Below are 23192 nucleotides of genomic sequence, written 5' to 3'. Positions count from 1 at the left end.
CTTTGTGGTGGTGGGCAAAGGTGCCCACCCTACGGATCATTTCTTTGGATTTCGTCTAACGCAAAGCGCGTTTGTCCTTCGTCATTCGTCCTGACAAATCAAAGATTCGTCAACATCTGCCCCGTGCCAAGCTTGGAGCTGAAGGCACTCTCGACGAGCTCCTTCTGCTGCGCGTTGTGCTTCGACAGGTAGCCCACTGCGGGGGAGGCGCTGACCGCACGGCCGGCATAGAGCAGCACTTGCTCGGGCTTGATGTCCGCGCGGAAGTAGGCCATCAGGCGATACCACGCGCCCTGATTCTGCGGCTCTTCTTGGCACCAGACGATTTCGTGTGCGTTCGGGAACTTCTTGAGCTGCGCCTTGAAGTCGTCGTGCGGGAACGGGTACTGCTGTTCGAGACGGATGATCGCGACATCCTTGATGTCCTGTTCGCGGCGGTGCGCGAGCAGTTCGTAGTAGACCTTGCCGGAGCAGACCACCACGCGCTTGACGTTCTTGGCGACGATCTTGTCGGTCTCGCCAATGACCGTCTGGAAGCTGCCTTCGGCCAGCTCTTCCAGCGTGCTGACGGCTTCCTTGTGGCGCAGCAGCGACTTCGGCGTCATCACGATCAGCGGGCGACGCCAGTCGCGATGCATCTGTCGGCGCAGCATGTGATAGCACTGCGCAGGTGTTGACGGCACGACAACCTGCATGTTGTGCTCGGCGCACAGTTGCAGGAAGCGCTCCGGACGCGCCGACGAGTGCTCAGGGCCCTGGCCTTCGTAGCCATGCGGCAGCAGCAGCGTCAGGCCGCAGACGCGGCCCCACTTCACTTCACCGGAGCTGATGAACTGGTCGATCACAACCTGCGCGCCATTGGCGAAATCGCCAAACTGCGCTTCCCAGATCACGAGCTGGTTTGGCTCCGACGTCGAGTAGCCATACTCGAAGCCGAGCACGGCCTCTTCCGACAGGATCGAATCAATGACGGTGAATTCGCCCTGCTTCGGATTGACATGCTGCAGCGGGATGTAGCTGCCGCTGTCCCACTTTTCACGGTTCTGGTCGTGGAACACGGCGTGACGATGCGAAAACGTGCCGCGGCCACAGTCCTCGCCAGAGAGGCGTACGCCCGTACCTTCGTTCACCAGCGTCGCGTAGGCGAGGTTTTCGGCCATGCCCCAATCGAGCGGCTGCTTGCCTTCGCCCATTGCCTTGCGGTCGCCGATCATCTTTTCCACCCGCGGATGCAGCGTGAAGCCGTCCGGCATCGTGGTGAGTTTCTTGGCGAGGTCCTTGAGCGTCTTCAGCGGAACGGTCGTATCCGCAGTGTCAGTCCAGACGCGACCGACGAACTTAGCCCAGTCCTGCTGATACGGCGCAACATAGTTGGCCAGAATGGTCTTGTTGGTGTGCGTACCCTTGTCCATCGCATCGCGGAACGCGGTGACGTACTGATCGCCTTCACCTGCCTTGATCACGCCTTCGGCTTCAAGCTTGTCGGCGTAAAGTTTGCGAGTGCCCGGATGCTGATGAATTTTTTTGTACATCAGCGGCTGCGTCACCATCGGTTCGTCCTGCTCGTTGTGGCCGAGACGACGGAAGCAGACGAGGTCGATGAATACATCCTTGTGGAAGATGGTGCGGTAGTCCATCGCGATCTCCGTGACCAGCAGGCAGGCTTCCGGATCGTCGGCGTTGACGTGGAAGATCGGCACTTCGGCCATCTTCGCAATGTCAGTGCAGTAAAGGGTCGAACGGTAGTCGCGCGGGTCGCTGGTGGTGAAACCGATCTGGTTATTGATCACCAGATGCATGGTGCCGCCGGTGCCATAGTGACGGGTCTGCGACAGCGCCAGCGTCTCCTGTACCACACCCTGACCGGCCACGGCTGCGTCGCCATGCAACAGGATGCCGAGCACTTCGCGGCCATTCTTGTCGCCACGACGATTCTGGCGGGCGCGCACCGATCCGGTCACCACCGGGTTCACGATCTCAAGGTGTGATGGATTGAACGCCAGCGTGATGTGCATCGGGCCGCCCGGCGTCGTGATATCGCTCGAGAAACCCTTGTGATACTTGACGTCGCCAGCGGACAGCGTGGTGTCGTACTTGCCTTCGAATTCGGCGAACAGGTCTTTCGGCAGCTTGCCGAAGGTGTTGACAAGAACGCCGAGACGACCGCGGTGCGCCATGCCGATCACCGTCTCCTGCACACCCGCCGCACCGGCGTGCTGCAGCATGTGATCGAGCACCGGAATGATGGTGTCGCCACCCTCACCGGAGAAGCGCTTCTGCCCCATGTACTTGGTGTGCAGATAGCGCTCAAGGCCTTCGGCCGCCGTCAGGCGCTCGAGGATGTGCCGCTTCTGCTCGGCACTGTAGTTCGGCTTCAGACAGGTCGATTCGATGCGGCTGCGCAGCCACTCGCGCTCGTCCTCATTGGCCATGTACATGTACTCAACGGCGACCGAGCGGCAGTACGTTGCCTTGAGGGTAGCGATGATGTCCTTGAGCTTGGCGCGGCTTTGGCCGTTCACCGGCAGCAGGCCAGTGGAGAACTCAGTCTCCAGGTCGCTGTCGGCGAGGCCATAGTGCTTGTGGTCAAGCTCCTTGATGAACGGGACTTCCTGGCGCTTGAGCGGATCGATGTCGGCAATACGGCCACCGACAAAGCGATAGGCGTGGATCAGCTTCATCACGCCGAGCTGCTTGTCCATCAGCGTAGCGTCGATGCTCGCCGTCGCCGCCTTGCGCGACTTGGCCATCGCGGCGAAGGCGTCAATCACCGGCTGGTGGGCAACATCCTGTGCACCGGCGCGCATGGCGTCAAAGTACGCTCGCCACTTCGGCTCGACCGATGCCGGATCGGCCAGATAGTTTTCGTACTGCTCCTCGATGTACGGCATGTTGCCGCCGAAAATAGTGGAAGTCTGCTGGAGTTCGTTCATCATTTCCGCTTCTCCTTTGGAGAAGCGAGGACGAGAAGACGACGCTTCGCTAGGACGTCGGCGCTGGCGCGCCTAGGACGCAAGGAGGTGTCAACGTGTTTCCGTCACTCGCTGGTTGCTTTGCTGTTTACTGTCGTTTGAAGTTTGATGCCAACGATGCCTTGCGTCCTAGGTGCGCCCAGTGGCGCACCGTCGTCCTAGCGCAGCGTCGTCCTCTCGTCCTGCGCGCGCAGCGCGCAAGCGCTACCGCTGATGCAACGGCATCACGTCGCGAGCCGTAGCGCCGGTGAAGAGCTGGCGTGGGCGGCCGATCTTCTGATCGGGATCGGCCAGCATTTCGTTCAGTTGCGCGATCCAGCCGACGGTGCGGGCCAGCGCGAAAATTGCCGTGAACAGTGAAGTCGGGATACCCAAGGCACGTTGCACGATGCCGGAATAGAAGTCGACGTTCGGATAGAGCTTGCGGGAGACGAAGTATTCGTCCGACAGCGCGATCTTCTCCAGCTCCATCGCGAGCTTGAACAGCGGGTCGTTCTGCAGACCGAGTTCGCCGAGCACCTCATAACAGGTCTCGCGCATCAGTTTGGCGCGCGGGTCGTAGTTTTTGTAGACACGATGGCCGAAGCCCATCAGACGCACGTTGGAGTTCTTGTCCTTCACTGCGGTGATGAACTCGCCGATCTTCTCGACGCCGCCATTCTTCTGGATGTCGAGCAGCATGGAGAGGGCCGCCTCGTTCGCGCCACCATGCGCCGGGCCCCACAGACAGGCAACGCCAGCAGCGATCGCCGCGTACGGGTTGGTGCCTGACGATCCACAAAGGCGAACCGTCGAGGTCGATGCGTTCTGTTCGTGATCTGCATGCAGGATGAAGATGCGGTCGAGCGCGCGCACCAGCACGTCGTTGACCTGATATTCCTCGCATGGCGTGGCAAACATCATGCGCATGAAGTTCGCGGTGTACGACAGATCGTTCTTCGGGTAGATCATCGGCTGGCCGGCCGAATACTTGTACGCCATCGACACCAGGGTCGGCATCTTGGCGATCAGGCGGATCGCAGCAATGTGGCGATGCTCGGCGTTATTGATGTCGAGCGTGTCGTGGTAGAAGGCCGACAGCGCGCCGACCATGCCGGTCAGGATAGCCATCGGGTGCGCGTCACGGCGGAAACCACGCAGGAAGAACTGCATCTGCTCGTGCACCATGGTGTGGTGCGACACGTTGCTGACGAAGGCGTCCTTTTGCGCAGCGTTGGGCATTTCGCCGTTCAGCAGCAGGTAGCAGGTTTCGAGGTAGTCGCAATTGGTTGCGATCTGCTCGATCGGGTAGCCGCGATACAGGAGCTCGCCCTTGTCGCCATCGATGTAGGTAATCGCTGAGCGACAGGCCGCAGTCGACATGAAACCCGGGTCGTAGGTGAACTTGCCGGTCTTGCCGTAAAGCGTCTTGATGTCAACGACATCAGGGCCCACGGTGCCCTTGAGCACCGGAAATTCAATGCTGGGCGAGCCGTCGCTGAACGACAGGGTGGCGGTCGAGGAGGCGGTCATTGCAAGCTCCGTTATTGTGTTGAAAGTGTTGGGTATGGATGAAAGCGAAAGCGGTACGGACGAAAAATACGGCTAATGATTGACGCGTGTCTGACGCAGCGTTTCGACCATGCCGTTGCAGCCCGCAGGAAAGTCGTCGGAGCGTCCGGCGATGATCTCCCACAAGTCGTTGTCGTCGAGCGAAATCAATGCCAGCAGTTGCTCATGCTCGTCCGGGGCGAAGTTCGCGCCCCGGCGATCGAGCAGACGGGTCAGGATGATGTCGTTCTCAAGAAAGCCGCGCCGGCAGCGCCAGCGCAGTTTTGAGAGTTCGAGATCGGTGAGCATGATCGCCGGCGATGATGACTGGATCAGGCAGCGCGCTTGACCAGCATGTCCTTGATCTTGCCGATGGCCTTGGTCGGGTTGAGCCCCTTCGGACAGACATCGACGCAGTTCATGATGGTGTGGCAGCGGAACAGGCGGTACGGGTCTTCGAGGTTGTCGAGACGCTCCTCACGCACCTGATCGCGCGTGTCGGCGATGAAGCGGTAGGCGGCGAGCAATCCGGCCGGACCAACGAACTTGTCGGGGTTCCACCAGAAACTCGGACAACTTGTCGAGCAGCAGGCGCACAGGATGCACTCGTAGAGGCCGTTCAGCTCTTCGCGGTCTTCCTGTGACTGCAGGCGTTCCTTCTCGGGCGCCACCGTGTCATTGACGATGTAGGGCTTGATCGAGTGGTACTGCTTGAAGAACTGGCTCATGTCGACGATCAGGTCGCGCACGACCGGCAGACCCGGCAGCGGGCGCAGCGTGATCTTTTGCGGCAGCGTCTGCATGTTGGTCAGGCAGGCCAGGCCGTTCTTGCCGTTGATGTTCATCGCATCCGACCCGCAGACACCTTCGCGGCATGAACGGCGGTAGCTGATGGAGTCATCCACCTTCTTCAGCTTCATCAGCGCATCAAGCAGCATGCGCTCAGTGCCTTCGAGCTCTATCTCGAAAGTCTGCATGTAGGGCTTCGCGTCCTTGTCAGGATCGTAGCGATAGATTTCGAATGTGCGTTTGTCAGCCATGATCGGGTCCAGCGTTATCCTGAGTTAGAACGTGCGCTTCGCAAGCGGAATGGTGTCGACGGTCAGCGGTTTGGTCTGCACCGGCTTGTAGTCGAGGCGGTTGCCCTCGCTGTACCAGAGCGTGTGCTTCATCCAGACGTCGTCGTTACGGCCGAGCGGGTGCTCGGGCGTATCGCCATAGTCATCCACCGTGTGTGCGCCGCGGCTTTCCTTGCGTGCGGCAGCCGAGACCATCGTCGCTTTCGCGGCTTCCATCAGGTTGGCCACTTCCAGCGCTTCGATGCGCGCGGTGTTGAACACCTTGGACTTGTCCTTGAGCGACAGGTTGGCCGCGCGTTCGGCAACGGCGAGCACCTTGACCACGCCCTCGTCCATGCTCTTCTGCGTGCGGAACACGCCGGCGTGCGTCTGCATCGCCTTGCGCAGATCGTTGGCTACGTCCTGCGGATACTCGCCGCTGTTCGACTGATCAAGCTTGGCGATGCGTGCGAGCGAGTAGTCGGCCGCGTTGGCCGGCAGCGGCTTGTGCGCCTTGCTCGCCAGCGCCGTCTCGATCAGATGATTGCCGGCCGCGCGGCCGAACACCAGCAGGTCGAGCAGCGAGTTGGTGCCCAGACGGTTGGCGCCGTGCACCGACACGCAGGAGCATTCGCCGATGGCGTAGAAGCCATTGACCACGGTGTTCGGGTTACCGTTCTTGGGAACGACAACCTGGCCGTGGATATTGGTCGGGATGCCACCCATCTGATAGTGGATGGTCGGCACCACCGGGATCGGCTCCTTGATGACGTCAACGTTGGCGAAGTTCTTGCCGATCTCGTGCACCGAGGGCAGGCGCTTCATGATCGTGTCGCCGCCGAGGTGGGTGAGGTCGAGCGCGATGTAGTCGCCGTTCGGACCGCAGCCGCGGCCTTCCTTGATCTCCTGGTCCATGCAGCGCGACACGAAGTCACGCGGCGCCAGGTCCTTGAGCTTGGGCGCGTAACGCTCCATGAAGCGCTCGCCGTCCTTGTTGCGCAGGATCGCGCCTTCGCCACGGCAGCCTTCGGTCAGCAGCACGCCCGCGTTGTGTACGCCAGTTGGGTGGAACTGCCAGAACTCCATGTCTTCGAGCGGGATGCCGGCGCGTGCTGCCATGCCGAGACCGTCGCCCGTGTTGATGAAGGCGTTGGTCGAGGCTGCGAAGATGCGGCCGGCGCCACCCGTGGCAAACAGCACGCATTTGGCGTGAAAGATCGAAACTTCGCCCGTCTCCATCTCGAGCGCCGTGACGCCGACCACATCACCCTCGGCGTCGCGAATGACGTCGAGCGCCATCCATTCGACAAAGAACGTGGTGTTGCTCTTGACGTTCTGCTGATAGAGCGTGTGCAGCATCGCGTGACCCGTGCGGTCAGCGGCGGCACAGGCGCGGGGGACCGGCTTCTCGCCGTACTTGGCGCTGTGGCCGCCGAACGGGCGCTGATAGATCGTACCGTCAGGGTTACGGTCGAACGGCATGCCCATGTGTTCGAGCTCGTAGACGACCTTCGGTGCCTCGCGGCACATGAACTCGATGGCATCCTGGTCGCCGAGCCAGTCGGAGCCCTTGACGGTGTCGTAGAAGTGGTAGTGCCAGTTGTCCTCGTCCATATTGCCGAGCGAGGCACCGATACCGCCCTGCGCCGCGACTGTGTGCGAGCGCGTCGGGAACACCTTGGAGAGCACGGCGACGCGCAGGCCTGCGCGCGCGAGTTGCAGGGAGCAGCGCATCCCGGCGCCACCGGCGCCTACCACCACTGCATCGTATTTGTGAACTGAGAGAGCCATTCTGCGTGCCCTTATTTAGCAATGGCGCTGAGGCCGAACAGGATGTAGACCGACCACAACACCACCGCGCCAGCAACGACCCAGGTGTAGGCATTGAGTACGGCGAGAACGGCGCGGTTCTTCACGTAGTCCGGCCACACGTGCAATGCACCCACCAGACCGTGATAGGCCGTGGCGACCAGCGCCAGCAGCGTGGCCAGCTTGAAGCCGGTGTTAGCAAATAGACTCTGCCACTGCGCCGCATTCGGCGTGCCATTGATGAGCAGCAGGGCAATGACCAGCAGCGCGTAAGCGGCGACGACCACGGCGCTGATGCGCTGCAGCCACCATTCGGTGATGAATTTCGATGAAGCAGCCATCAGCAGAGCCTCCAGACCACCAGCGCCGTCAGCACGATGCTGATGGCAAACGATGCAAACGCCGTCGAGCGTGCCGTGGCCAGATCCAGCCACTGGTTGGCATCCTGAATCAGATGCCGGAAGCCGGCGACCATGTGATAGATCAGCGCGAACAGCAGGCCGATCAGCACCAGCTTGCCAACGATGTTGCCCCAGATGATTCTGCGGAACGCCTCAAAGCCGGCCTCGGACTTGAGGCTCATCTGCAGCATGGCGAGCAGAAACAGCAGCGCGACGAACAGGGCAATGCCGGTGACCCGGTGCACGATCGAGGCGACGCCCGGAATCGGCAGCCGGTAGTTGGAGAGTTCACCAAAACCGATATTGCGGAAGACCGGTCGCGGCCTCGCTTTCGGCAGAGTGACTGAATCTGTGTTGGCCATGCAGAGTGCTCCGTAGGACTGATTGGTTGTGTTTGCTATTGTTGGTTTGAACGGTTACTGCTTGTTTTCATTTTGCTGTTCGTGGCTGACCGCGAGCTTGCAGCGTCAGCTCAGGGTATTGGCATAGTGGTGACTTCGGGTGGTGCAGAGCCCACGACGGAATTCCACCGGCTTGTCGCCGTAGGTGTAGGCAATGCGCTCCACGCAAAGCAGCGGTGCGCCAATGCCCACGCGCAGCGCTTCGGCGGTCACCGGGTCTGCCGCGACCGCCTTCACCTGTTCCTCGGCGCGCAACATGCGGACGCCGAACTCGGTCTCGAAAAAGCCATACATCGAGCCCTCATAGGCATCGAAGCGTTCTTTGGTGAGGCCCTTGAACAGGGCGGCAGGCAACGTGATCTCGTCGAGCACCGTCGGTTCGCCGCCGTAACGCAGCAGGCGGCGCAGCACCAGCACGCCGTCGCCGGGCTTGATGTCGATGGCGCGGGCAATTTCGGCGGTGGCCCGGCCGCGCCGGACGTCAAGCAGGTCGCTGGCGGGATACTCATCCTGACCGTCGTTGCGGCGCATGCGCAGAAAGCGGAACATCGAGCTCTTGGTCTCGGTGTGCGTTGCAACAAAGGTGCCCTTGCCCTGACGGCGCACGACGATGTTCTCGCCAGCCAGCTCATCGATGGCTTTGCGCACCGTACCCTGACTTACGCTGAATTGGGCGGCAAGGTCCTGCTCACTGGGAATCGCTTCACCAGGCCGCCACTCGCCTGATTCAAGGCGCTGCGTCAGCAAGCCCTTGATCTGCTGGTAAAGCGGCTGGAACGACGGCGTCTCCGGGGCCGTAGCCCCGGCCGCAGTGCCGGAGGCGCCTGCGGACGCAGTGTGGGAGGCCAGGGCGACGTCGCTCATGTAGCGAATTGTTGCTCAAAATCGCCCGCTTGGCAATCTGTGGTCTTATGTCTTATATAAGACATAAGAGTGGTTGACGTGCGCGGAAACTTGTTGAATAATCCGTTCCGGGTTGAACTGATTTCGCAGCGCAGCATCCGTCAACGACAAGTCAGGCGAGTTGCGCGAGAATTGACAGTTCAGTGCTCCGGCTGGCTCTCGGTTTTTGTCGTGGTCTTATACAAGAGCGACGGTAACAGCGGGTTTCGGGGCGCAGTGCCACCCCTAGAAAAGGATCAAACATGAAAGCCCCTGTTCGTGTAGCCGTCACCGGAGCCGCTGGCCAGATTGGTTACGCCCTCCTGTTCCGCATCGCCTCCGGCGAAATGCTGGGCAAGGACCAGCCCGTCATCCTGCAACTGCTGGAAGTGCCGGTCGAAGGCCCGCAAAAGGCGCTCAAGGGCGTCATGATGGAGCTGGACGACTGCGCGTTCCCGCTGCTCGCCGGCATGGAAGCGCACTCGGATCCGATGACCGCGTTCAAGGACACCGATTACGCCCTGCTCGTGGGCGCCCGTCCGCGCGGCCCCGGCATGGAGCGCGCTGATCTGCTGCAGGCCAACGCGGCCATCTTCACGGCACAGGGCAAGGCACTCAACGCCGTCGCCAGCCGCAACGTGAAAGTCCTGGTGGTGGGCAATCCGGCCAACACCAATGCCTACATCGCACAGAAGTCGGCCCCGGATCTGCCGGCGAAGAACTTCACGTCGATGCTCCGCCTCGACCACAACCGCGCCCTGTCGCAGCTCGCGGCAAAGACCGGCACCAAGGTCGCCGACATCAAGAAGCTCGTCGTCTGGGGCAACCACTCGCCGACGATGTACCCGGATGTGCGCTTCGCCACCGCCAACGGCGCTGCGCTCAAGGACAAGATTGATGACGCCTGGAACAACGACGTGTTCATCCCGACTGTCGGCAAGCGCGGCGCAGCCATCATCGAAGCGCGTGGCGTGTCGTCGGCGGCTTCGGCGGCCAACGCGGCGATCGATCACATGCGTGACTGGGCGCTCGGCACCAACGGCGAATGGGTGACGATGGGCATCCCGTCGGACGGCAGCTACGGCATCCCGGAAGGCATTCAGTACGGCGTCGCCGTGACCTGCGCCAACGGCGAATACACCCGCGTGACCGGCCTCGAGATTGACGCCGCCAGCCGCGCCCGCATGGACAAGACGCTGAAGGAGCTGACCGACGAGCGCGACGCGATTGCGCATTTGCTCGGCTAGCCGAGCAGGACGACGTGGCGGCGCTTTGCGCCGCCTACTAGGACGAGAAGACGACGCTTCCGTTGGTCGCTAGGACGCAAAGGTATGCCACCGTTTTTCACCCGTCGTCGCCGAGCTGCGTGCCACTTGTGCGCAGCTCCGTTTTGCAAGCCCACGGTCGCGCGCGGCGCGCCCGACGGTTTCGTGGGCTTGCAAAACGGAAAGTGATTGAGCACTTATTGACTGTAGGCGCGGCTCTGCCGCGACCCACCGTTGATGAGCGCAGAAGGCAGCGGTGGAGCCGCGCCTGCAGGTACGGAAGTCAACACTGACGACGCGGTTTCGGGATGACAGCTTTTTCCTGCAAGCCTTATTTGACAAGGGCTTGGCATGCAAAATCTGTTGAAGTCGATAAGCGGGTAATTCCGCGCTGTGCCCTGATGTAGCGGGGCGTTGAAGGAAAAGCTGATGTCCCTCCCCTCCCCCGGCGCCGCCTTCCGCGCGGCCCTCAAAGCCGAATCCCCCCTGCAAGTCATCGGCGCCATCAACGCCAATCACGCCTTGCTCGCCAAGCGCGCTGGCTTCAAGGCAATCTATCTCTCAGGCGGTGGCGTGGCCGCCGGTTCGCTCGGCCTCCCCGACCTAGGCATCAACAACCTCGACGACGTGTTGACTGACGTGCGCCGCATCACCGATGTGTGCGACCTGCCGCTGATGGTGGACATCGATACCGGATTCGGACCCAGCGCATTCAACATCGCCCGCACGGTGAAATCGCTGATCAAGTTCGGCGCCGCGGCCTGCCACATTGAAGACCAGGTCGGCGCCAAGCGCTGCGGCCATCGTCCGGGCAAGGAAATTGTCACCACCGAGGAAATGGTGGACCGCGTCAAGGCCGCCGCCGACGCCAAGATCGACCCCGAGTTCTTCCTGATCGCCCGCACCGACGCCATTCAGGCGTTCGGCGTGGATGCCGCGATCGAGCGCGCCATCAAGTGTGTCGAGGCCGGGGCCGATGCCATCTTCGCCGAGGCCGCGTACGACCTGCCGACCTATCGCAAGTTTGTTGACGCGGTGAAGGTGCCGGTGCTTGCCAACATCACCGAATTCGGCCAGACGCCGCTGTTCTCGGTGGAAGAGCTCAAGAGCGCCGGTTGCGGCATGGTGCTCTACCCGCTCTCCGCCTTCCGCGCCGCCAACAAGGCCGCCGAAAACGTCTACCAGGCCATCCGCCGCGACGGCCACCAGAAGAACGTGCTCGACACCATGCAAACCCGCATGGAGCTCTACGACCGCATCAATTACCACGCATTCGAGAACCATCTTGATGCGTTGTTTGCGGCGAAGAAGGCGTAACAACGGCCGTGCTCGCCGCCACGTTCATTCGTGTCAAACGTAACCTTGAGAAGCGCAGCGCGTCAAGGCAAATTGATACAAACCTGCATGCCACGGGGAACCCCGGACGCGCTTCGCTTCTCCGGGCGATCAGGTCATCCACGAAATGAGCGCAATGGCGAACCGAGGAGACACTTCGGACTGGCTCAAGTGGATGCGTGCGTCGCGAGAGCACGAGCGCTTAGTTGAGGCAGGATTTCGATGTGACAGTCGTCGCTATGTGTTGCGGAAGAACGACCGCATCCTGGTCATCTGGCGATGTGGCGGACCACAGTGCAGCGGTCGGGGTCGCGGCGTCGTGCTCGCAATAACCTTTGATTGGTTGCTGCCTCTCACCGCGCAGTATCCGTTTCATGATCGGGACGGCATTCCAAAATCCCCCGAGCACTTTCCTATATCGATTCTCGCTGTTGAACTGAACGCCCAACGGCAACGGCACCATTCGCCATCGCAGTTTATGTATCACCTCAACTGGACTGCTCGCGAGTGTTACCCCACCAGACATTCCTGCGAACATGACTTTCCCGGTGGATTCGATGGTCCGTATGAGACTTGTATGCCCAAGGTCATTGACATAGTGCTGTCTGATGGAGTGTGGCTTTTTGATTGCATGACTCCGACAGTCTGCCTCGATGTTTTGGCTGGCATTCAGTATGACAAGCGCACCGGATGGGACAAGTCGTTTGAAGACGGAATAAGAAATCACTTAACTGGATAGCACGTAGGGTGCGATGCATCGCACCATCGTCGCAAAGAACATACTTGGTTGGTATCAACTTGGGTGCAATGAGATTGCACCCTACGGAAGGAAGAAACAATGTCCGACGCCCCCGCAACCCCCGGCCCCAAAGTCAAAAAGTCCGTCGCCCTCAGCGGCACCGCTGCCGGCAACACCGCGCTGTGCACGGTGGGTCGTACGGGCAACGATCTGCACTACCGCGGCTATGACATTCTTGATGTCGCCGGTGCCTGCGAGTTTGAGGAAATCGCGTACCTGCTGGTGCACGGCAAGCTGCCCACGGTGGCGGAACTCGCGGGTTACAAGACCAAGCTGAAATCGCTGCGTGGCGTGCCTGCGGCAGTGCGCGCGGCGCTGGAACAGCTGCCACCGTCGTCGCACCCAATGGACGTGATGCGTACGGCTGTTTCGGTGCTCGGCTGCGTGTCGCCCGAAAAGGATGACCACAATCATCCGGGCGCCAAGGACATTGCCGACAAGCTGATGGCCTCGCTGGGCCCGGCCATGCTGTACTGGTATCACTTCAGCCACAACGGCAAACGCATCGAGATCGATTCCGACGAAGATTCCATCGGTGGCCACTTCCTGCATCTGTTGCATGGCACTCGCCCGCCGCAGAGCTGGGTGAAGGCAATGCACACCTCGCTGATCCTTTACGCGGAGCATGAGTTCAACGCCTCCACCTTCACCTGCCGCGTGATCGCTGGCACCGGCTCCGACATGTACAGCGCCATCGCTGGTGGCATCGGTGCACTGCGCGGGCCGAAGCACGGCGGCGCCAACGAAGTGGCGTTTGAAGTGCAGAAGCGCTACGACACGCCGGATGAGGCCGAGGCCGACATCAAGGCGCGCGTCGAGGCGAAGCAGGTGGTGATCGGGTTCGGTCACCCGGTCTACACCGTGAGCGATCCGCGCAACAAGGTCATCAAGGAAGTGGCGCGCAGCCTGTCAAAGGAGCGCAACGACATGAAGATGTTCAACATCGCTGAGCGTCTGGAAACGGTGATGTGGGACATCAAGAAGATGTTCCCGAACCTCGACTGGTTCAGCGCGGTCAGTTATCACATGATGGGCGTGCCGACCGCTATGTTTACCCCACTCTTCGTGATCGCACGCACCAGCGGCTGGAGCGCGCACGTGATTGAGCAACGCATCGACGGAAAGATCATCCGGCCAAGCGCCAACTACACCGGGCCGGATGATTTGACTTTTGTAAATTTGCAACAGCGTACCTAGCCCTCCGCCATGTCCGCTCGCATCCAGTTGTCATTCGGCGTAGACTTTCGAAAGCTTCTGAATCACGCTGAACACAACTATGCAACCCGGAGACCGGATACAGAAGAGCGCCAGCGGTCGTGCCGCGCTGGCGGGACGGAGCCAGGAATTGCCTGGCCCGCTGCGCACGCTATTGCTGATGGTCTACGGCGACAAGACCGCTGCGGAATACAGCGAGATTGCGTCGCGCCTGCCTGCGGGCCGCGATGGCTTTCAGCAGTTGATCACGCTCGGCCTGGTCGAAGTAGTGCCCACACTGGCTGGCATTGGTGGCCGCGCGCCATCAGCGACGCCAGCACCCGCGCCGGAGGAAGTGCTGCACGAGCCGATGGCAGACGTGGCCCCGGTCACTGCTACGCACACAGTGGACGAGGCAGCGCAGCAGCGATTGCTTTATCCGGAATTTGTACGTGCTGTCGCCGATCTCGGCCTGCGTGGCGTGATGCTGCAGATGAAAGTCGAGCGCGCGATGTCAGCGAAGGAGCTGCTCGCATTGCGCGACGCTGTCGAGGCGGCGCTTGGCAAGTCAAAGGGCGACGCAGTGCGTATCGAATTTTCGAAGCGCGTGGACTTCCTGCTCTCGCAGTAGCTCTTGCTGCGCGACGCGCCGTCGTCGCCACTTTCCATTCAAACCGCAAACCGCTGCTTGCCGCTGGCAATTGCAGCGGCGTTGCCGTTTTGTCTTTGCTGCCATGCACCCGCACCGGCAGCCCACCGTCAATCCAATTGCAAACGCCATGAACAGCACTGATCGCAAAGCGCTCCCCGGCACCAGCCTCGACTACTTCGACGCAGCCGCCGCCGTCAACCGCCTGCAGGCCGGGGCTTGGGCGAAGCTGCCCTACACCGCCCGCGTGCACGCCGAAAACATCGTGCGCAAGGCCGAGCCGGCTAAGATCAATGACTACCTCAAGCAGCTCATTGAGCGCAAACGCGAGCTCGATTTTCCGTGGTTCCCGGCGCGTGTGGTGTGCCACGACATCCTAGGCCAGACCGCGCTGGTTGATCTCGCCGGACTGCGAGACGCCATCGCCGATCAGGGTGGTGATCCGGCCAAGGTGAATCCGGTCGTACCCGTGCAGTTGATCGTGGACCATTCGCTCGCCGTTGAATATGGCGGATTTGACAAGGACGCCTTCGCCAAGAATCGCGCGGTGGAAGATCGCCGCAATGAGGACCGATTCCACTTCATCGAGTGGACCAAGAAGGCGTTCAAGAACGTTGACGTGATCCCTGCCGGCAACGGCATCATGCATCAGATCAACCTGGAGCGCATGAGCCCGGTGATTGGCACGCTGGACGGTGTGGCCTATCCCGACACCTGCGTCGGCACCGACAGCCACACCCCGCATGTGGATGCGCTGGGCGTCATCGCCATCGGTGTCGGTGGCCTCGAGGCCGAGAACGTAATGCTCGGCCGTGCCTCGTGGATGCGGCTGCCGGACATCGTCGGCGTCGAGCTTTCGGGCAAGCCGCAACCTGGCATCACCGCGACCGACGTGGTGCTGGCGCTGACCGAATTCCTGCGCAAGGAGAAGGTGGTCGGCGCCTATCTCGAATTCCGGGGCGAAGGTGCCGCTGCACTCACACTCGGTGACCGCGCAACGATTTCGAACATGGCACCCGAGTACGGCGCCACTGCCGCGATGTTCTTCATCGACCAGAAGACCATCGACTATCTCAAGCTCACCGGTCGCGACGACAAGCAGGTGGCACTGGTCGAGACCTACGCCAAGGCCGCTGGTCTCTGGGCTGATGCGCTGGTCGCGGCTGAATATGAACGCACGTTGCGCTTCGATCTTTCCACCGTCGTGCGCAACATGGCCGGCCCGTCGAACCCGCACAAACGGCTGCCGACCAGCGCGCTTGCCGAACGCGGTATCGCAGCGCCGTGGCAGATGCCTGCTGCCAGCGAAGGCACCATGCCGGATGGCGCAGTGGTCATCGCTGCGATCACCAGTTGCACTAACACCTCAAACCCGCGCAACGTGATCGCGGCGGGGCTGCTCGCGCGCAACGCCAACGCGCGCGGCCTCACCCGCAAGCCCTGGGTGAAGACCTCGCTGGCACCGGGATCGAAGGCGGTGCAGCTCTACCTCGAAGAAGCGAAGCTGCTGCCCGATCTCGAAGCGCTGGGCTTTGGCATCGTCGCCTTCGCCTGCACCACCTGCAACGGCATGAGCGGTGCGCTCGACCCGAAGATCCAGCAGGAAATCATTGACCGCGATCTTTACGCCACGGCCGTGCTTTCCGGCAACCGCAATTTCGATGGCCGCATTCACCCCTACGCCAAGCAGGCCTTCCTCGCCTCGCCGCCACTGGTGATCGCCTACGCCATTGCCGGCACAGTGCGCTTTGACATTGAGAAAGACGTACTCGGCATCGACCAGAACGGTAAGCCCGTCACGCTCAAGGACATCTGGCCCAGCGACGAGGAGATCGACGCGGTCATCGCAAAGAGCGTGAAGCCGGAGCAGTTCCGCAAGGTGTACGAGCCGATGTTCACCTTCGCGGCGAGTACCGGCGAAAAGATCAGCCCGCTTTACGACTGGCGCGCGCCCAGCACCTACATCCGCCGCCCGCCGTACTGGGAAGGCGCACTGGCCGGTGAGCGCACGCTGCGTGGGCTGCGCCCGCTCGCCGTACTGCCCGACAACATCACCACCGATCACCTGTCGCCGTCGAACGCGATCCTGCTCGACAGCGCCGCAGGTGAGTATCTGGCCAAGATGGGTTTGCCGGAAGAAGACTTCAACTCGTATGCGACACATCGCGGCGACCACCTCACCGCGCAGCGCGCTACCTTCGCCAACCCACAACTGGTGAACGAAATGGCAGTGGTCGACGGCGCCGTGAAGAAAGGTTCCCTCGCCCGCGTCGAGCCCGATGGCAAGGTGATGCGCATGTGGGAAGCGATAGAGACCTACATGGATCGCAAGCAGCCGCTGATCATCATCGCTGGTGCCGACTACGGCCAGGGCAGCTCGCGCGACTGGGCGGCCAAGGGCGTGCGCCTCGCCGGCGTGGAAGTGATCGTGGCGGAAGGCTTTGAGCGAATCCACCGCACCAACCTGATCGGCATGGGCGTACTGCCTCTCGAGTTCAAGCCGGGCACCACCCGCCTGACACTCGGCATCGACGGCACCGAAACCTTCGACGTGATCGGCGAACGCACGCCGCGCACCACGCTGACGCTGGTCATCCGCCGCAAGAATGGCGAAACGGTTGAAGTGCCAGTGACCTGCCGTCTCGACACTGCAGAAGAAATTTCGGTGTACGACGCCGGTGGTGTGTTGCAGCGGTTTGCGAAGGACTTTCTGGAAGGGCAAACGGCGTAGTAGCCCGGCTGCTCGCAGCCGGGGAAACGTCACGCCCCCTTCCACCGCACAAATCCCGGCTGCAAGCAGCCGGGCTACATGAGAGCGATTAGCGATGTCTACCCACCCCGCCCAAATCAAAATCCCTGCCACCTACATGCGTGGTGGCACGTCGAAAGGCGTGTTCTTCAAGCTGACCGATCTGCCTGCCGCTGCGCAGCAGCCGGGTGCCGTGCGTGACGCCATTCTGCTGCGTGTGATCGGCTCGCCTGACCCGTACGGCAAGCAGATCGACGGCATGGGCGGCGCCACCTCGAGCACGTCGAAGAGCGTGATCCTCGCCAAGAGCAGCAAGCCGGATCACGACGTCGATTACCTGTTCGGACAGGTTTCCATCGACAAGCCGTTCGTCGACTGGTCGGGCAACTGCGGCAATCTGTCGGCGGCGGTCGGGCCGTTTGCGATCAGCAATGGTCTTGTGGGCACCGCACGCGTGCCGCAGAACGGGATCGCCACCATCCGCATCTGGCAGGTCAACATCCAGAAAACCATCATCGCCCATGTGCCGATCACCAACGGCGCGGTGCAGGAGACCGGTGACTTTGAACTCGACGGCGTGACCTTCCCCGCTGCCGAAGTGCAACTCGAATTCCTCGACCCGGCTGACGAGGGTGAAGGCGACGGCGGTGGCGCGATGTTCCCCACCGGTAATCTGGTCGATGACCTCGTGGTGCCCGGCGTCGGCACGTTCAAGGCGACGATGATCAACGCCGGCATCCCCACCGTGTTCGTCAACGCCAAAGACATCGGCTACACCGGCACCGAGCTGCAGGACGCCATCAACGGCGACGCGAAAGCGCTCGCAATGTTCGAGACGATACGCGCGCACGGCGCGATGCGCATGGGTCTGATCAAGTCGCTCGACGAAGCAGCTACCCGCCAGCACACGCCGAAGGTCGCCTTCGTCGCACCGCCCACCAGCTACACCGCGTCCAGCGGCAAATCGGTGCAGGCGACCGATATTGACCTCTGCGTGCGCGCACTCTCGATGGGCAAGCTGCACCACGCCATGATGGGCACCGCAGCAGTTGCCATCGGCACCGCAGCGGCCATCCCCGGCACCCTGGTCAATCTGGCGGCCGGCGGCGGTACGCGCCCGGCGGTACGCTTCGGACACCCTTCTGGCACGCTTCGTGTGGGTGCGGAAGCGACTCAGGAGAACGGCGAATGGGTGGTGAAAAAGGCGGTGATGAGCCGCAGCGCACGAGTGCTGATGGAAGGCAATGTACGGATTCCTCCAGTCTCGGGTTTGTAGGCATCAGATGCCATCAGCTTTTTGCGAAGAACCGCGCTGGATATGGGCTTAACTGTCGAAATAGCTAAATTCCGACTTTTTGCCGAATTGCCCTGTCAGCCGCGCTTGGACGCCATTTATTCGCCAAGATGATAGCTCCCAGCCTATATGAAAATAGTTTTCATACCTTATAATTCATACCAATTGATTCCTACTTTCAAGGTATGACATGGAAGCCACCCTTGCAGAACGCGGTCAGGTTGTCATTCCGAAAGCCATTCGCGATCAGCTTGGTCTGACGCCGGGTACGCTGCTCACCTTCACCGTCGAAGGTGGCAAGCTCATCATCCGCAAGAAGCTGGACGACGCCTTCAGCCGGGCGCGTGGCATCCTCAAGCTGGAGCCAGGCGAAACGGTCGAAGGCATCATGCGCGAGCTTCGCGGGCGCGCGCCCAACGATCCCATCGAGCCGTGGGAGGAACTGCGCGACGACATCGAGATCCCTGCCGCCGTGCGCGAGGACCACGCCCGCCGCCGTGCCGCCTGGCTTGCCGAGCAGAGCTTGCCGGTGACCGATAACACCGAAGCATCCACTACCGCCGCGCCGCGCGCGGGCGTGGCCGCCACCGCAACGCGCAGGAAGCGTGCATGATCGCGGTGGATTCCAGCGTGCTGATCGACATGCTTTTCGACGGCCCCGATGCCGAACAAAGCACGCAGACGCTCAGCGATGCCGCCCAGATTGGTCGCCTCGCGCTGTCCGATGTGGCGATGGCGGAGATCTGTTCTCGTGGTGACAGCGAGCAGACACGCAAGACGCTGGCGAGCCTCGGGTTCCTGTTCGTCCCCACCAACGAAACTGCCGCCATCCGCGCTGGCGAAATGTCGAAGCGCTACCGCAAGAACGGCGGCACCCGTTCCCGCATCATCGCCGACTTCCTGATTGGCGCCCACGCGCTGATGCAGTGCGAAGGGCTGATCACTTACGACGGTGGCTTCCACCGTGATTACTTCAAGGGGTTGCGCGTCATCATCCCCGGTGACCCCGACGCGCTGCCCGCTGTTCATTGATGTCCGAGTTACTTACCCATTGCAGGAGACCACCATGCTAGTTGACTACCGCAAACACGTTGCCGAACGCGCTGCCGTCGGCGTGCCGCCGCTGCCGCTGACCGCCAAGCAGGTCGCCGAGCTGATCGAGCTGATCAAGAACCCGCCGGCTGGCGAAGGTGACTTCCTCGTTGACCTGATCAGCAATCGCGTGCCGGCGGGTGTAGACAACGCCGCCAAGGTCAAGGCCAGCTACCTCGCTGCCGTTGCCCACGGCACCGAGAAAACGCCGCTGCTCTCGCGCGAAAAAGCGACTGAACTGCTCGGCACCATGCTCGGCGGCTACAACATTTCGCCGCTGGTAGACCTGCTCGACGACGCCGCGGTGGGCGCGATTGCTGCCAATGGCCTGAAGAAAACGCTGCTGATGTTCGACCAGTTCCATGACGTCAAGGAAAAGGCCGACAAGGGCAATGCCAACGCCAAGGCAGTCCTGCAAAGCTGGGCCGACGCCGAGTGGTTCACCAGCCGCCCGGAAGTGCCGAAGTCGATCAAGATCACCGTGCTCAAAGTCACCGGCGAAACCAACACCGACGACCTGTCGCCGGCGCCGGACGCATGGAGCCGCCCGGACATCCCGCTGCACGCAATGGCGATGCTCAAGAATGCCCGCCCCGGCATCACCCCCGAAGAAGACGGCAAGCGCGGCCCAATCAAGTTCATCCAGGACCTGCGCGCCAAGGGCAACCTCGTTGCCTACGTCGGTGACGTCGTGGGCACCGGCTCCTCACGCAAGTCGGCGACCAACAGCGTGCTCTGGTTCACCGGCGAAGATATTCCGTTCATCCCGAACAAGCGCTTCGGCGGCGTGTGCCTCGGCGGCAAGATCGCACCAATCTTCTACAACACGATGGAAGATGCCGGCGCGTTGCCGGTCGAGATCGATGTCTCGCAGATGAACATGGGCGACACGGTGGAGCTCGCCATTGATCACGCTACCGGCAAAGTCACCGCCAGCAAGGACGGCAAAACCATCGCCGAAAGCGAGCTGAAGAGCCTGGTGCTGCTCGATGAAGTCCGCGCTGGCGGCCGCATTCCTCTGATCGTTGGTCGCGGTCTCACCAGCAAGGCGCGCGAAGCGCTTGGTCTGCCCGCATCCACCCTGTTCCGCCTGCCGCAGGCACCCGTCGACAGCGGCAAGGGCTTCTCGCTGGCACAGAAGATGGTTGGTCGCGCCTGCGGCCTGCCGGAAGGCAAGGGCGTGCGTCCGGGCACCTACTGCGAACCGAAGATGACCTCGGTCGGCTCGCAGGACACCACCGGCCCGATGACACGCGACGAGCTGAAAGACCTCGCCTGCCTCGGCTTCTCCTCGGATCTGGTGATGCAGTCGTTCTGCCACACGGCGGCTTACCCGAAGCCGGTGGACGTGAAAATGCATCACGAGCTGCCGCAATTCATCTCGACGCGCGGCGGCATCGCGCTGCGCCCGGGCGACGGCATCATCCACTCGTGGCTGAACCGCATGCTGCTGCCCGATACGGTCGGCACCGGCGGCGATAGCCATACCCGCTTCCCGATCGGCATTTCGTTCCCGGCGGGCTCCGGCCTTGTCGCCTTCGCGGCGGCGACCGGCGTGATGCCGCTCGACATGCCGGAATCGGTGCTGGTTCGCTTCAAGGGCAAGATGCAGCCCGGCGTCACGCTGCGTGACCTCGTGCACGCCATCCCGTTGTACGCCATCAAGGCAGGCCATTTGACCGTTGCCAAGCAGGGCAAGAAGAACATCTTCTCCGGCCGCATCCTCGAAATCGAAGGGCTGCCCGATCTCAAGATCGAGCAGGCATTCGAGCTGGCTGATGCCTCTGCAGAACGTTCCGCTGCGGGCTGCACGGTTGCCCTCAATGAGGCACCTATCGTTGAGTACCTGAAGTCGAACATCGTGCTGCTCAAGGCGATGATCGCCGACGGCTACCAGGACGCACGCTCAATCGCCCGTCGCGTCAAGGCGATGGAAGACTGGCTTGCCAACCCGAAATTGCTCAAGGGCGACGCCGACGCCGAGTACGCGGCGGTTATTGAGATCAACCTCGACGAGATCACCGAACCGATCGTCTGCTGCCCGAACGATCCGGATGACGCCAAGACGCTCTCCGACGTGGCTGGCGCCAAGATCGATGAAGTGTTCATTGGCTCCTGCATGACCAACATTGGCCACTTCCGCGCCGCTGCCAAACTGCTCGAAGGCAAGCGCGATCTGCCGACCAAACTGTGGGTGGCACCGCCGACCAAGATGGACGCCAACCAGTTGACGGAAGAAGGTCACTACAACACCTTCGGCACCGCCGGCGCCCGCATGGAAATGCCCGGCTGCTCACTGTGCATGGGTAACCAGGCACAGATCAAGGAAGGCGCCACCGCGATGTCCACCAGCACGCGCAACTTCCCGAACCGCCTCGGCAAAAACACCAACGTCTACCTCGGCAGCGCCGAACTGGCGGCAGTATGTTCCAAGCTAGGTCGCATCCCGACCAAGGCGGAATACCTCGCCGACGCCGCCGCGATCAACGCTGACGGCAGCAAGATCTACCGCTACATGAACTTCAACGAAATGCCGGATTTCGTTGAGCGGGCGGAATCGGTCGCCGCGTAACGCTGGCGGCTTACGGGGCTGGCGATCCACCCGGAATCGCTGGTTCCGACATACAACGGCTCCTTCGGGAGCCGTTTCTTTTGTGAATGCGATACGGCGATGCTGTCGTTCAATCCGGGCGCGTCTGCGTCAGCATCCCCTGCGTTGCTGCGGCGTGGAAAGCGGCATCACCGAACATCTCGAACAGCGCCCGACTCGAGTAGACGATCTTCGCTGCGTGATCGTCACCGCTGGCGATTGCTGCCGCGGCGAGCTCGTTCCATGGCAGCACCGGCAGGGCGCTGATGGCGTCAGCGTCATTCATGGTGACGAGGCTGGTATCAATTTGCTGCCGCGTAAGCCGGGCGGCACGCAGCGCTGCCAGTAACGCGACACCAAACCAGCGCGTGGCGAGCTTCACGTCGTCGAACCACGGCCCTAGCGCCAACAATGCGTGTGCCGATGTCACCATGTGCATCACCGTGAAGTTGCCGGTTTGGGCGTACACCGTTGCCGCCAAGCGGGCAATGTCCCGGAGAGTATCGTCGTTGGTGCGTAGTGCGAATGCCAGTACCGGGAACTGCGGCGCCGCTGACCACGCCTTCATGCGCAAGGTGATTCGCGGTTGCTCGGTGTCCAGCGCGGTACGCAGATCATGTGCACACCTTGTCCAGCTGGCAAGGTCGAGTGAAGGCGATGGCAAAGGCCGCCGTACCTCGTCTGCGTCAGCGCTGGGCATCAGCGGCAACCAGGCTGCGGCCCAGTAGGCCAGGCCGTTGGCAAGTTCGCCGTCGTGCCGCGCCGCCAGCGCATGTCCGCAACGAATCAGGCCATGAAAGGCACCGGCGCCAACGCCAGGCATCAGGCGTGGCAGAGCGTCCCGCAATACACTGTCGCGCCCGGCGACTGCGATTCGCTGCACGAACATCGCTGACAGCGCATGGTATGCATCAAGCTGACCGCGAAGTGCCAGCCAATCACCCGTATCCATCGGAATGACGCGTCGGGGTTCGAGCCGGGTGGCGTAGCTGCTTGCGTATTCCTGCAGCCGACTTTCAGTGGCACCCAGCGCATGCATTGAATGCAGCAGCATGGGCAAGTGATCGCTGAGCCCGTGGTTGTATTCGGCGTCGTGCGCCATGCAGCCATCGAGTTGCCGCGCGAGGCCCTGGCTGGTTGCGAGGAGGTAGTCCATGATTCATTGTTCCGTC

Annotated in this window: 17 protein-coding genes and 1 pseudogene; 9 read left to right on the top strand and 9 right to left on the bottom strand. The window is 61.8% G+C overall.

From position 1 onward, the window contains the following. Nucleotides 1-98: 98 nt before the first annotated feature. The 8 genes from FKL89_RS07240 to FKL89_RS07205 form a co-directional block, all read right to left on the bottom strand. The gene (locus FKL89_RS07240; protein WP_156862123.1) at nt 99-2936 is read right to left on the bottom strand and encodes a 2-oxoglutarate dehydrogenase E1 component; all 2838 of its coding nucleotides are present in this window, start codon (nt 2934-2936) and stop codon (nt 99-101) included. 240 nt (nt 2937-3176) lie between these two features. Next, nucleotides 3177-4484, bottom strand: a complete 1308-nt coding sequence (gene gltA, locus FKL89_RS07235) for a citrate synthase (protein WP_156862122.1) — start codon at nt 4482-4484, stop codon at nt 3177-3179. A 72-nt stretch (nt 4485-4556) separates the two neighbouring features. Beyond that, nucleotides 4557-4811, bottom strand: coding sequence for an FAD assembly factor SdhE (locus FKL89_RS07230; RefSeq protein WP_156862121.1), 255 nt, complete (start codon nt 4809-4811; stop codon nt 4557-4559). A gap of 23 nt (nt 4812-4834) precedes the next feature. After that, the gene (locus FKL89_RS07225) at nt 4835-5542 is read right to left on the bottom strand and encodes a succinate dehydrogenase iron-sulfur subunit (RefSeq protein WP_156862120.1); all 708 of its coding nucleotides are present in this window, start codon (nt 5540-5542) and stop codon (nt 4835-4837) included. A 24-nt stretch (nt 5543-5566) separates the two neighbouring features. Continuing rightward, nucleotides 5567-7351 (bottom strand): succinate dehydrogenase flavoprotein subunit, encoded by a 1785-nt coding sequence (sdhA, locus tag FKL89_RS07220; protein ID WP_156862119.1) that lies wholly within the window; start codon nt 7349-7351, stop codon nt 5567-5569. Nucleotides 7352-7362: 11 nt separating this feature from the next. Next, nucleotides 7363-7710 (bottom strand): succinate dehydrogenase, hydrophobic membrane anchor protein, encoded by a 348-nt coding sequence (gene sdhD / locus FKL89_RS07215; protein WP_156862118.1) that lies wholly within the window; start codon nt 7708-7710, stop codon nt 7363-7365. Then, nucleotides 7710-8132 (bottom strand): succinate dehydrogenase, cytochrome b556 subunit, encoded by a 423-nt coding sequence (sdhC, locus tag FKL89_RS07210; protein ID WP_156862117.1) that lies wholly within the window; start codon nt 8130-8132, stop codon nt 7710-7712. Before sdhC ends, sdhD begins: the two co-directional genes overlap by 1 nt. Before the next feature lie 105 nt (nt 8133-8237). After that, nucleotides 8238-9035 carry a GntR family transcriptional regulator gene (locus tag FKL89_RS07205; RefSeq protein ID WP_156862116.1) on the bottom strand — a complete coding sequence of 266 codons (798 nt, stop codon included), beginning with the start codon at nt 9033-9035 and terminating at the stop codon, nt 8238-8240. A gap of 281 nt (nt 9036-9316) precedes the next feature. Between FKL89_RS07205 and FKL89_RS07200 the strand changes: the two genes are divergently transcribed. The 9 genes and pseudogenes from FKL89_RS07200 to acnB all read left to right on the top strand — a co-directional run bounded on the left by FKL89_RS07200 (nt 9317) and on the right by acnB (nt 22002). Then, a complete protein-coding gene (locus FKL89_RS07200; RefSeq protein WP_156862115.1) occupies nt 9317-10300 on the top strand; it encodes a malate dehydrogenase in 984 nt (327 codons plus the stop codon). A gap of 447 nt (nt 10301-10747) precedes the next feature. Then, complete coding sequence (gene prpB, locus FKL89_RS07195; RefSeq protein ID WP_156862114.1) at nt 10748-11635, top strand: methylisocitrate lyase; 888 nt, start codon at nt 10748-10750, stop codon at nt 11633-11635. Nucleotides 11636-12491: 856 nt separating this feature from the next. Then, nucleotides 12492-13649 (top strand): bifunctional 2-methylcitrate synthase/citrate synthase, encoded by a 1158-nt coding sequence (prpC, locus tag FKL89_RS07190; RefSeq protein ID WP_156862113.1) that lies wholly within the window; start codon nt 12492-12494, stop codon nt 13647-13649. Nucleotides 13650-13728: 79 nt separating this feature from the next. Next, nucleotides 13729-14277, top strand: coding sequence for a hypothetical protein (locus tag FKL89_RS07185; protein ID WP_156862112.1), 549 nt, complete (start codon nt 13729-13731; stop codon nt 14275-14277). A 148-nt stretch (nt 14278-14425) separates the two neighbouring features. After that, nucleotides 14426-17026, top strand: coding sequence for a Fe/S-dependent 2-methylisocitrate dehydratase AcnD (gene acnD / locus FKL89_RS07180; protein ID WP_156862111.1), 2601 nt, complete (start codon nt 14426-14428; stop codon nt 17024-17026). A 94-nt stretch (nt 17027-17120) separates the two neighbouring features. Then, nucleotides 17121-18320, top strand: coding sequence for a 2-methylaconitate cis-trans isomerase PrpF (prpF, locus tag FKL89_RS07175; RefSeq protein WP_156862110.1), 1200 nt, complete (start codon nt 17121-17123; stop codon nt 18318-18320). Between the two features lie 208 nt (nt 18321-18528). After that, nucleotides 18529-18771: pseudogene (locus FKL89_RS20345) on the top strand (AbrB/MazE/SpoVT family DNA-binding domain-containing protein); the annotation flags it as partial. A gap of 176 nt (nt 18772-18947) precedes the next feature. Further along, a complete protein-coding gene (locus FKL89_RS07165) occupies nt 18948-19370 on the top strand; it encodes a type II toxin-antitoxin system VapC family toxin (protein ID WP_156862108.1) in 423 nt (140 codons plus the stop codon). Nucleotides 19371-19404: 34 nt separating this feature from the next. Next, nucleotides 19405-22002 (top strand): bifunctional aconitate hydratase 2/2-methylisocitrate dehydratase, encoded by a 2598-nt coding sequence (gene acnB, locus FKL89_RS07160; protein ID WP_156862107.1) that lies wholly within the window; start codon nt 19405-19407, stop codon nt 22000-22002. 109 nt (nt 22003-22111) lie between these two features. Here acnB and FKL89_RS07155 read toward each other — a convergent pair whose 3' ends face one another. Beyond that, a complete protein-coding gene (locus FKL89_RS07155; protein WP_156862106.1) occupies nt 22112-23176 on the bottom strand; it encodes a questin oxidase family protein in 1065 nt (354 codons plus the stop codon). Nucleotides 23177-23192: the final 16 nt, after the last annotated feature.

The sequence above is a fragment of the Casimicrobium huifangae genome (genome assembly GCF_009746125.1).
GTDB lineage: Bacteria > Pseudomonadota > Gammaproteobacteria > Burkholderiales > Casimicrobiaceae > Casimicrobium > Casimicrobium huifangae.
Note: the sequence above shows the minus strand (reverse complement) of the source record. Positions and strands in the feature narration are given on the sequence as shown.

Excerpts from the sequence above, each read along its gene's own strand:
- FKL89_RS07240 (WP_156862123.1), bottom strand. The coding sequence starts at position 2,936 with ATGATGAACGAACTCCAGCAGACTTCCACTATTTTCGGCGGCAACATG.
- gltA (WP_156862122.1), bottom strand. The coding sequence starts at position 4,484 with ATGACCGCCTCCTCGACCGCCACCCTGTCGTTCAGCGACGGCTCGCCC.
- FKL89_RS07230 (WP_156862121.1), bottom strand. The coding sequence starts at position 4,811 with ATGCTCACCGATCTCGAACTCTCAAAACTGCGCTGGCGCTGCCGGCGC.
- FKL89_RS07225 (WP_156862120.1), bottom strand. The coding sequence starts at position 5,542 with ATGGCTGACAAACGCACATTCGAAATCTATCGCTACGATCCTGACAAG.
- sdhA (WP_156862119.1), bottom strand. The coding sequence starts at position 7,351 with ATGGCTCTCTCAGTTCACAAATACGATGCAGTGGTGGTAGGCGCCGGT.
- sdhD (WP_156862118.1), bottom strand. The coding sequence starts at position 7,710 with ATGGCTGCTTCATCGAAATTCATCACCGAATGGTGGCTGCAGCGCATC.
- sdhC (WP_156862117.1), bottom strand. The coding sequence starts at position 8,132 with ATGGCCAACACAGATTCAGTCACTCTGCCGAAAGCGAGGCCGCGACCG.
- FKL89_RS07205 (WP_156862116.1), bottom strand. The coding sequence starts at position 9,035 with ATGAGCGACGTCGCCCTGGCCTCCCACACTGCGTCCGCAGGCGCCTCC.
- FKL89_RS07200 (WP_156862115.1), top strand. The coding sequence starts at position 9,317 with ATGAAAGCCCCTGTTCGTGTAGCCGTCACCGGAGCCGCTGGCCAGATT.
- prpB (WP_156862114.1), top strand. The coding sequence starts at position 10,748 with ATGTCCCTCCCCTCCCCCGGCGCCGCCTTCCGCGCGGCCCTCAAAGCC.
- prpC (WP_156862113.1), top strand. The coding sequence starts at position 12,492 with ATGTCCGACGCCCCCGCAACCCCCGGCCCCAAAGTCAAAAAGTCCGTC.
- FKL89_RS07185 (WP_156862112.1), top strand. The coding sequence starts at position 13,729 with ATGCAACCCGGAGACCGGATACAGAAGAGCGCCAGCGGTCGTGCCGCG.
- acnD (WP_156862111.1), top strand. The coding sequence starts at position 14,426 with ATGAACAGCACTGATCGCAAAGCGCTCCCCGGCACCAGCCTCGACTAC.
- prpF (WP_156862110.1), top strand. The coding sequence starts at position 17,121 with ATGTCTACCCACCCCGCCCAAATCAAAATCCCTGCCACCTACATGCGT.
- FKL89_RS07165 (WP_156862108.1), top strand. The coding sequence starts at position 18,948 with ATGATCGCGGTGGATTCCAGCGTGCTGATCGACATGCTTTTCGACGGC.
- acnB (WP_156862107.1), top strand. The coding sequence starts at position 19,405 with ATGCTAGTTGACTACCGCAAACACGTTGCCGAACGCGCTGCCGTCGGC.
- FKL89_RS07155 (WP_156862106.1), bottom strand. The coding sequence starts at position 23,176 with ATGGACTACCTCCTCGCAACCAGCCAGGGCCTCGCGCGGCAACTCGAT.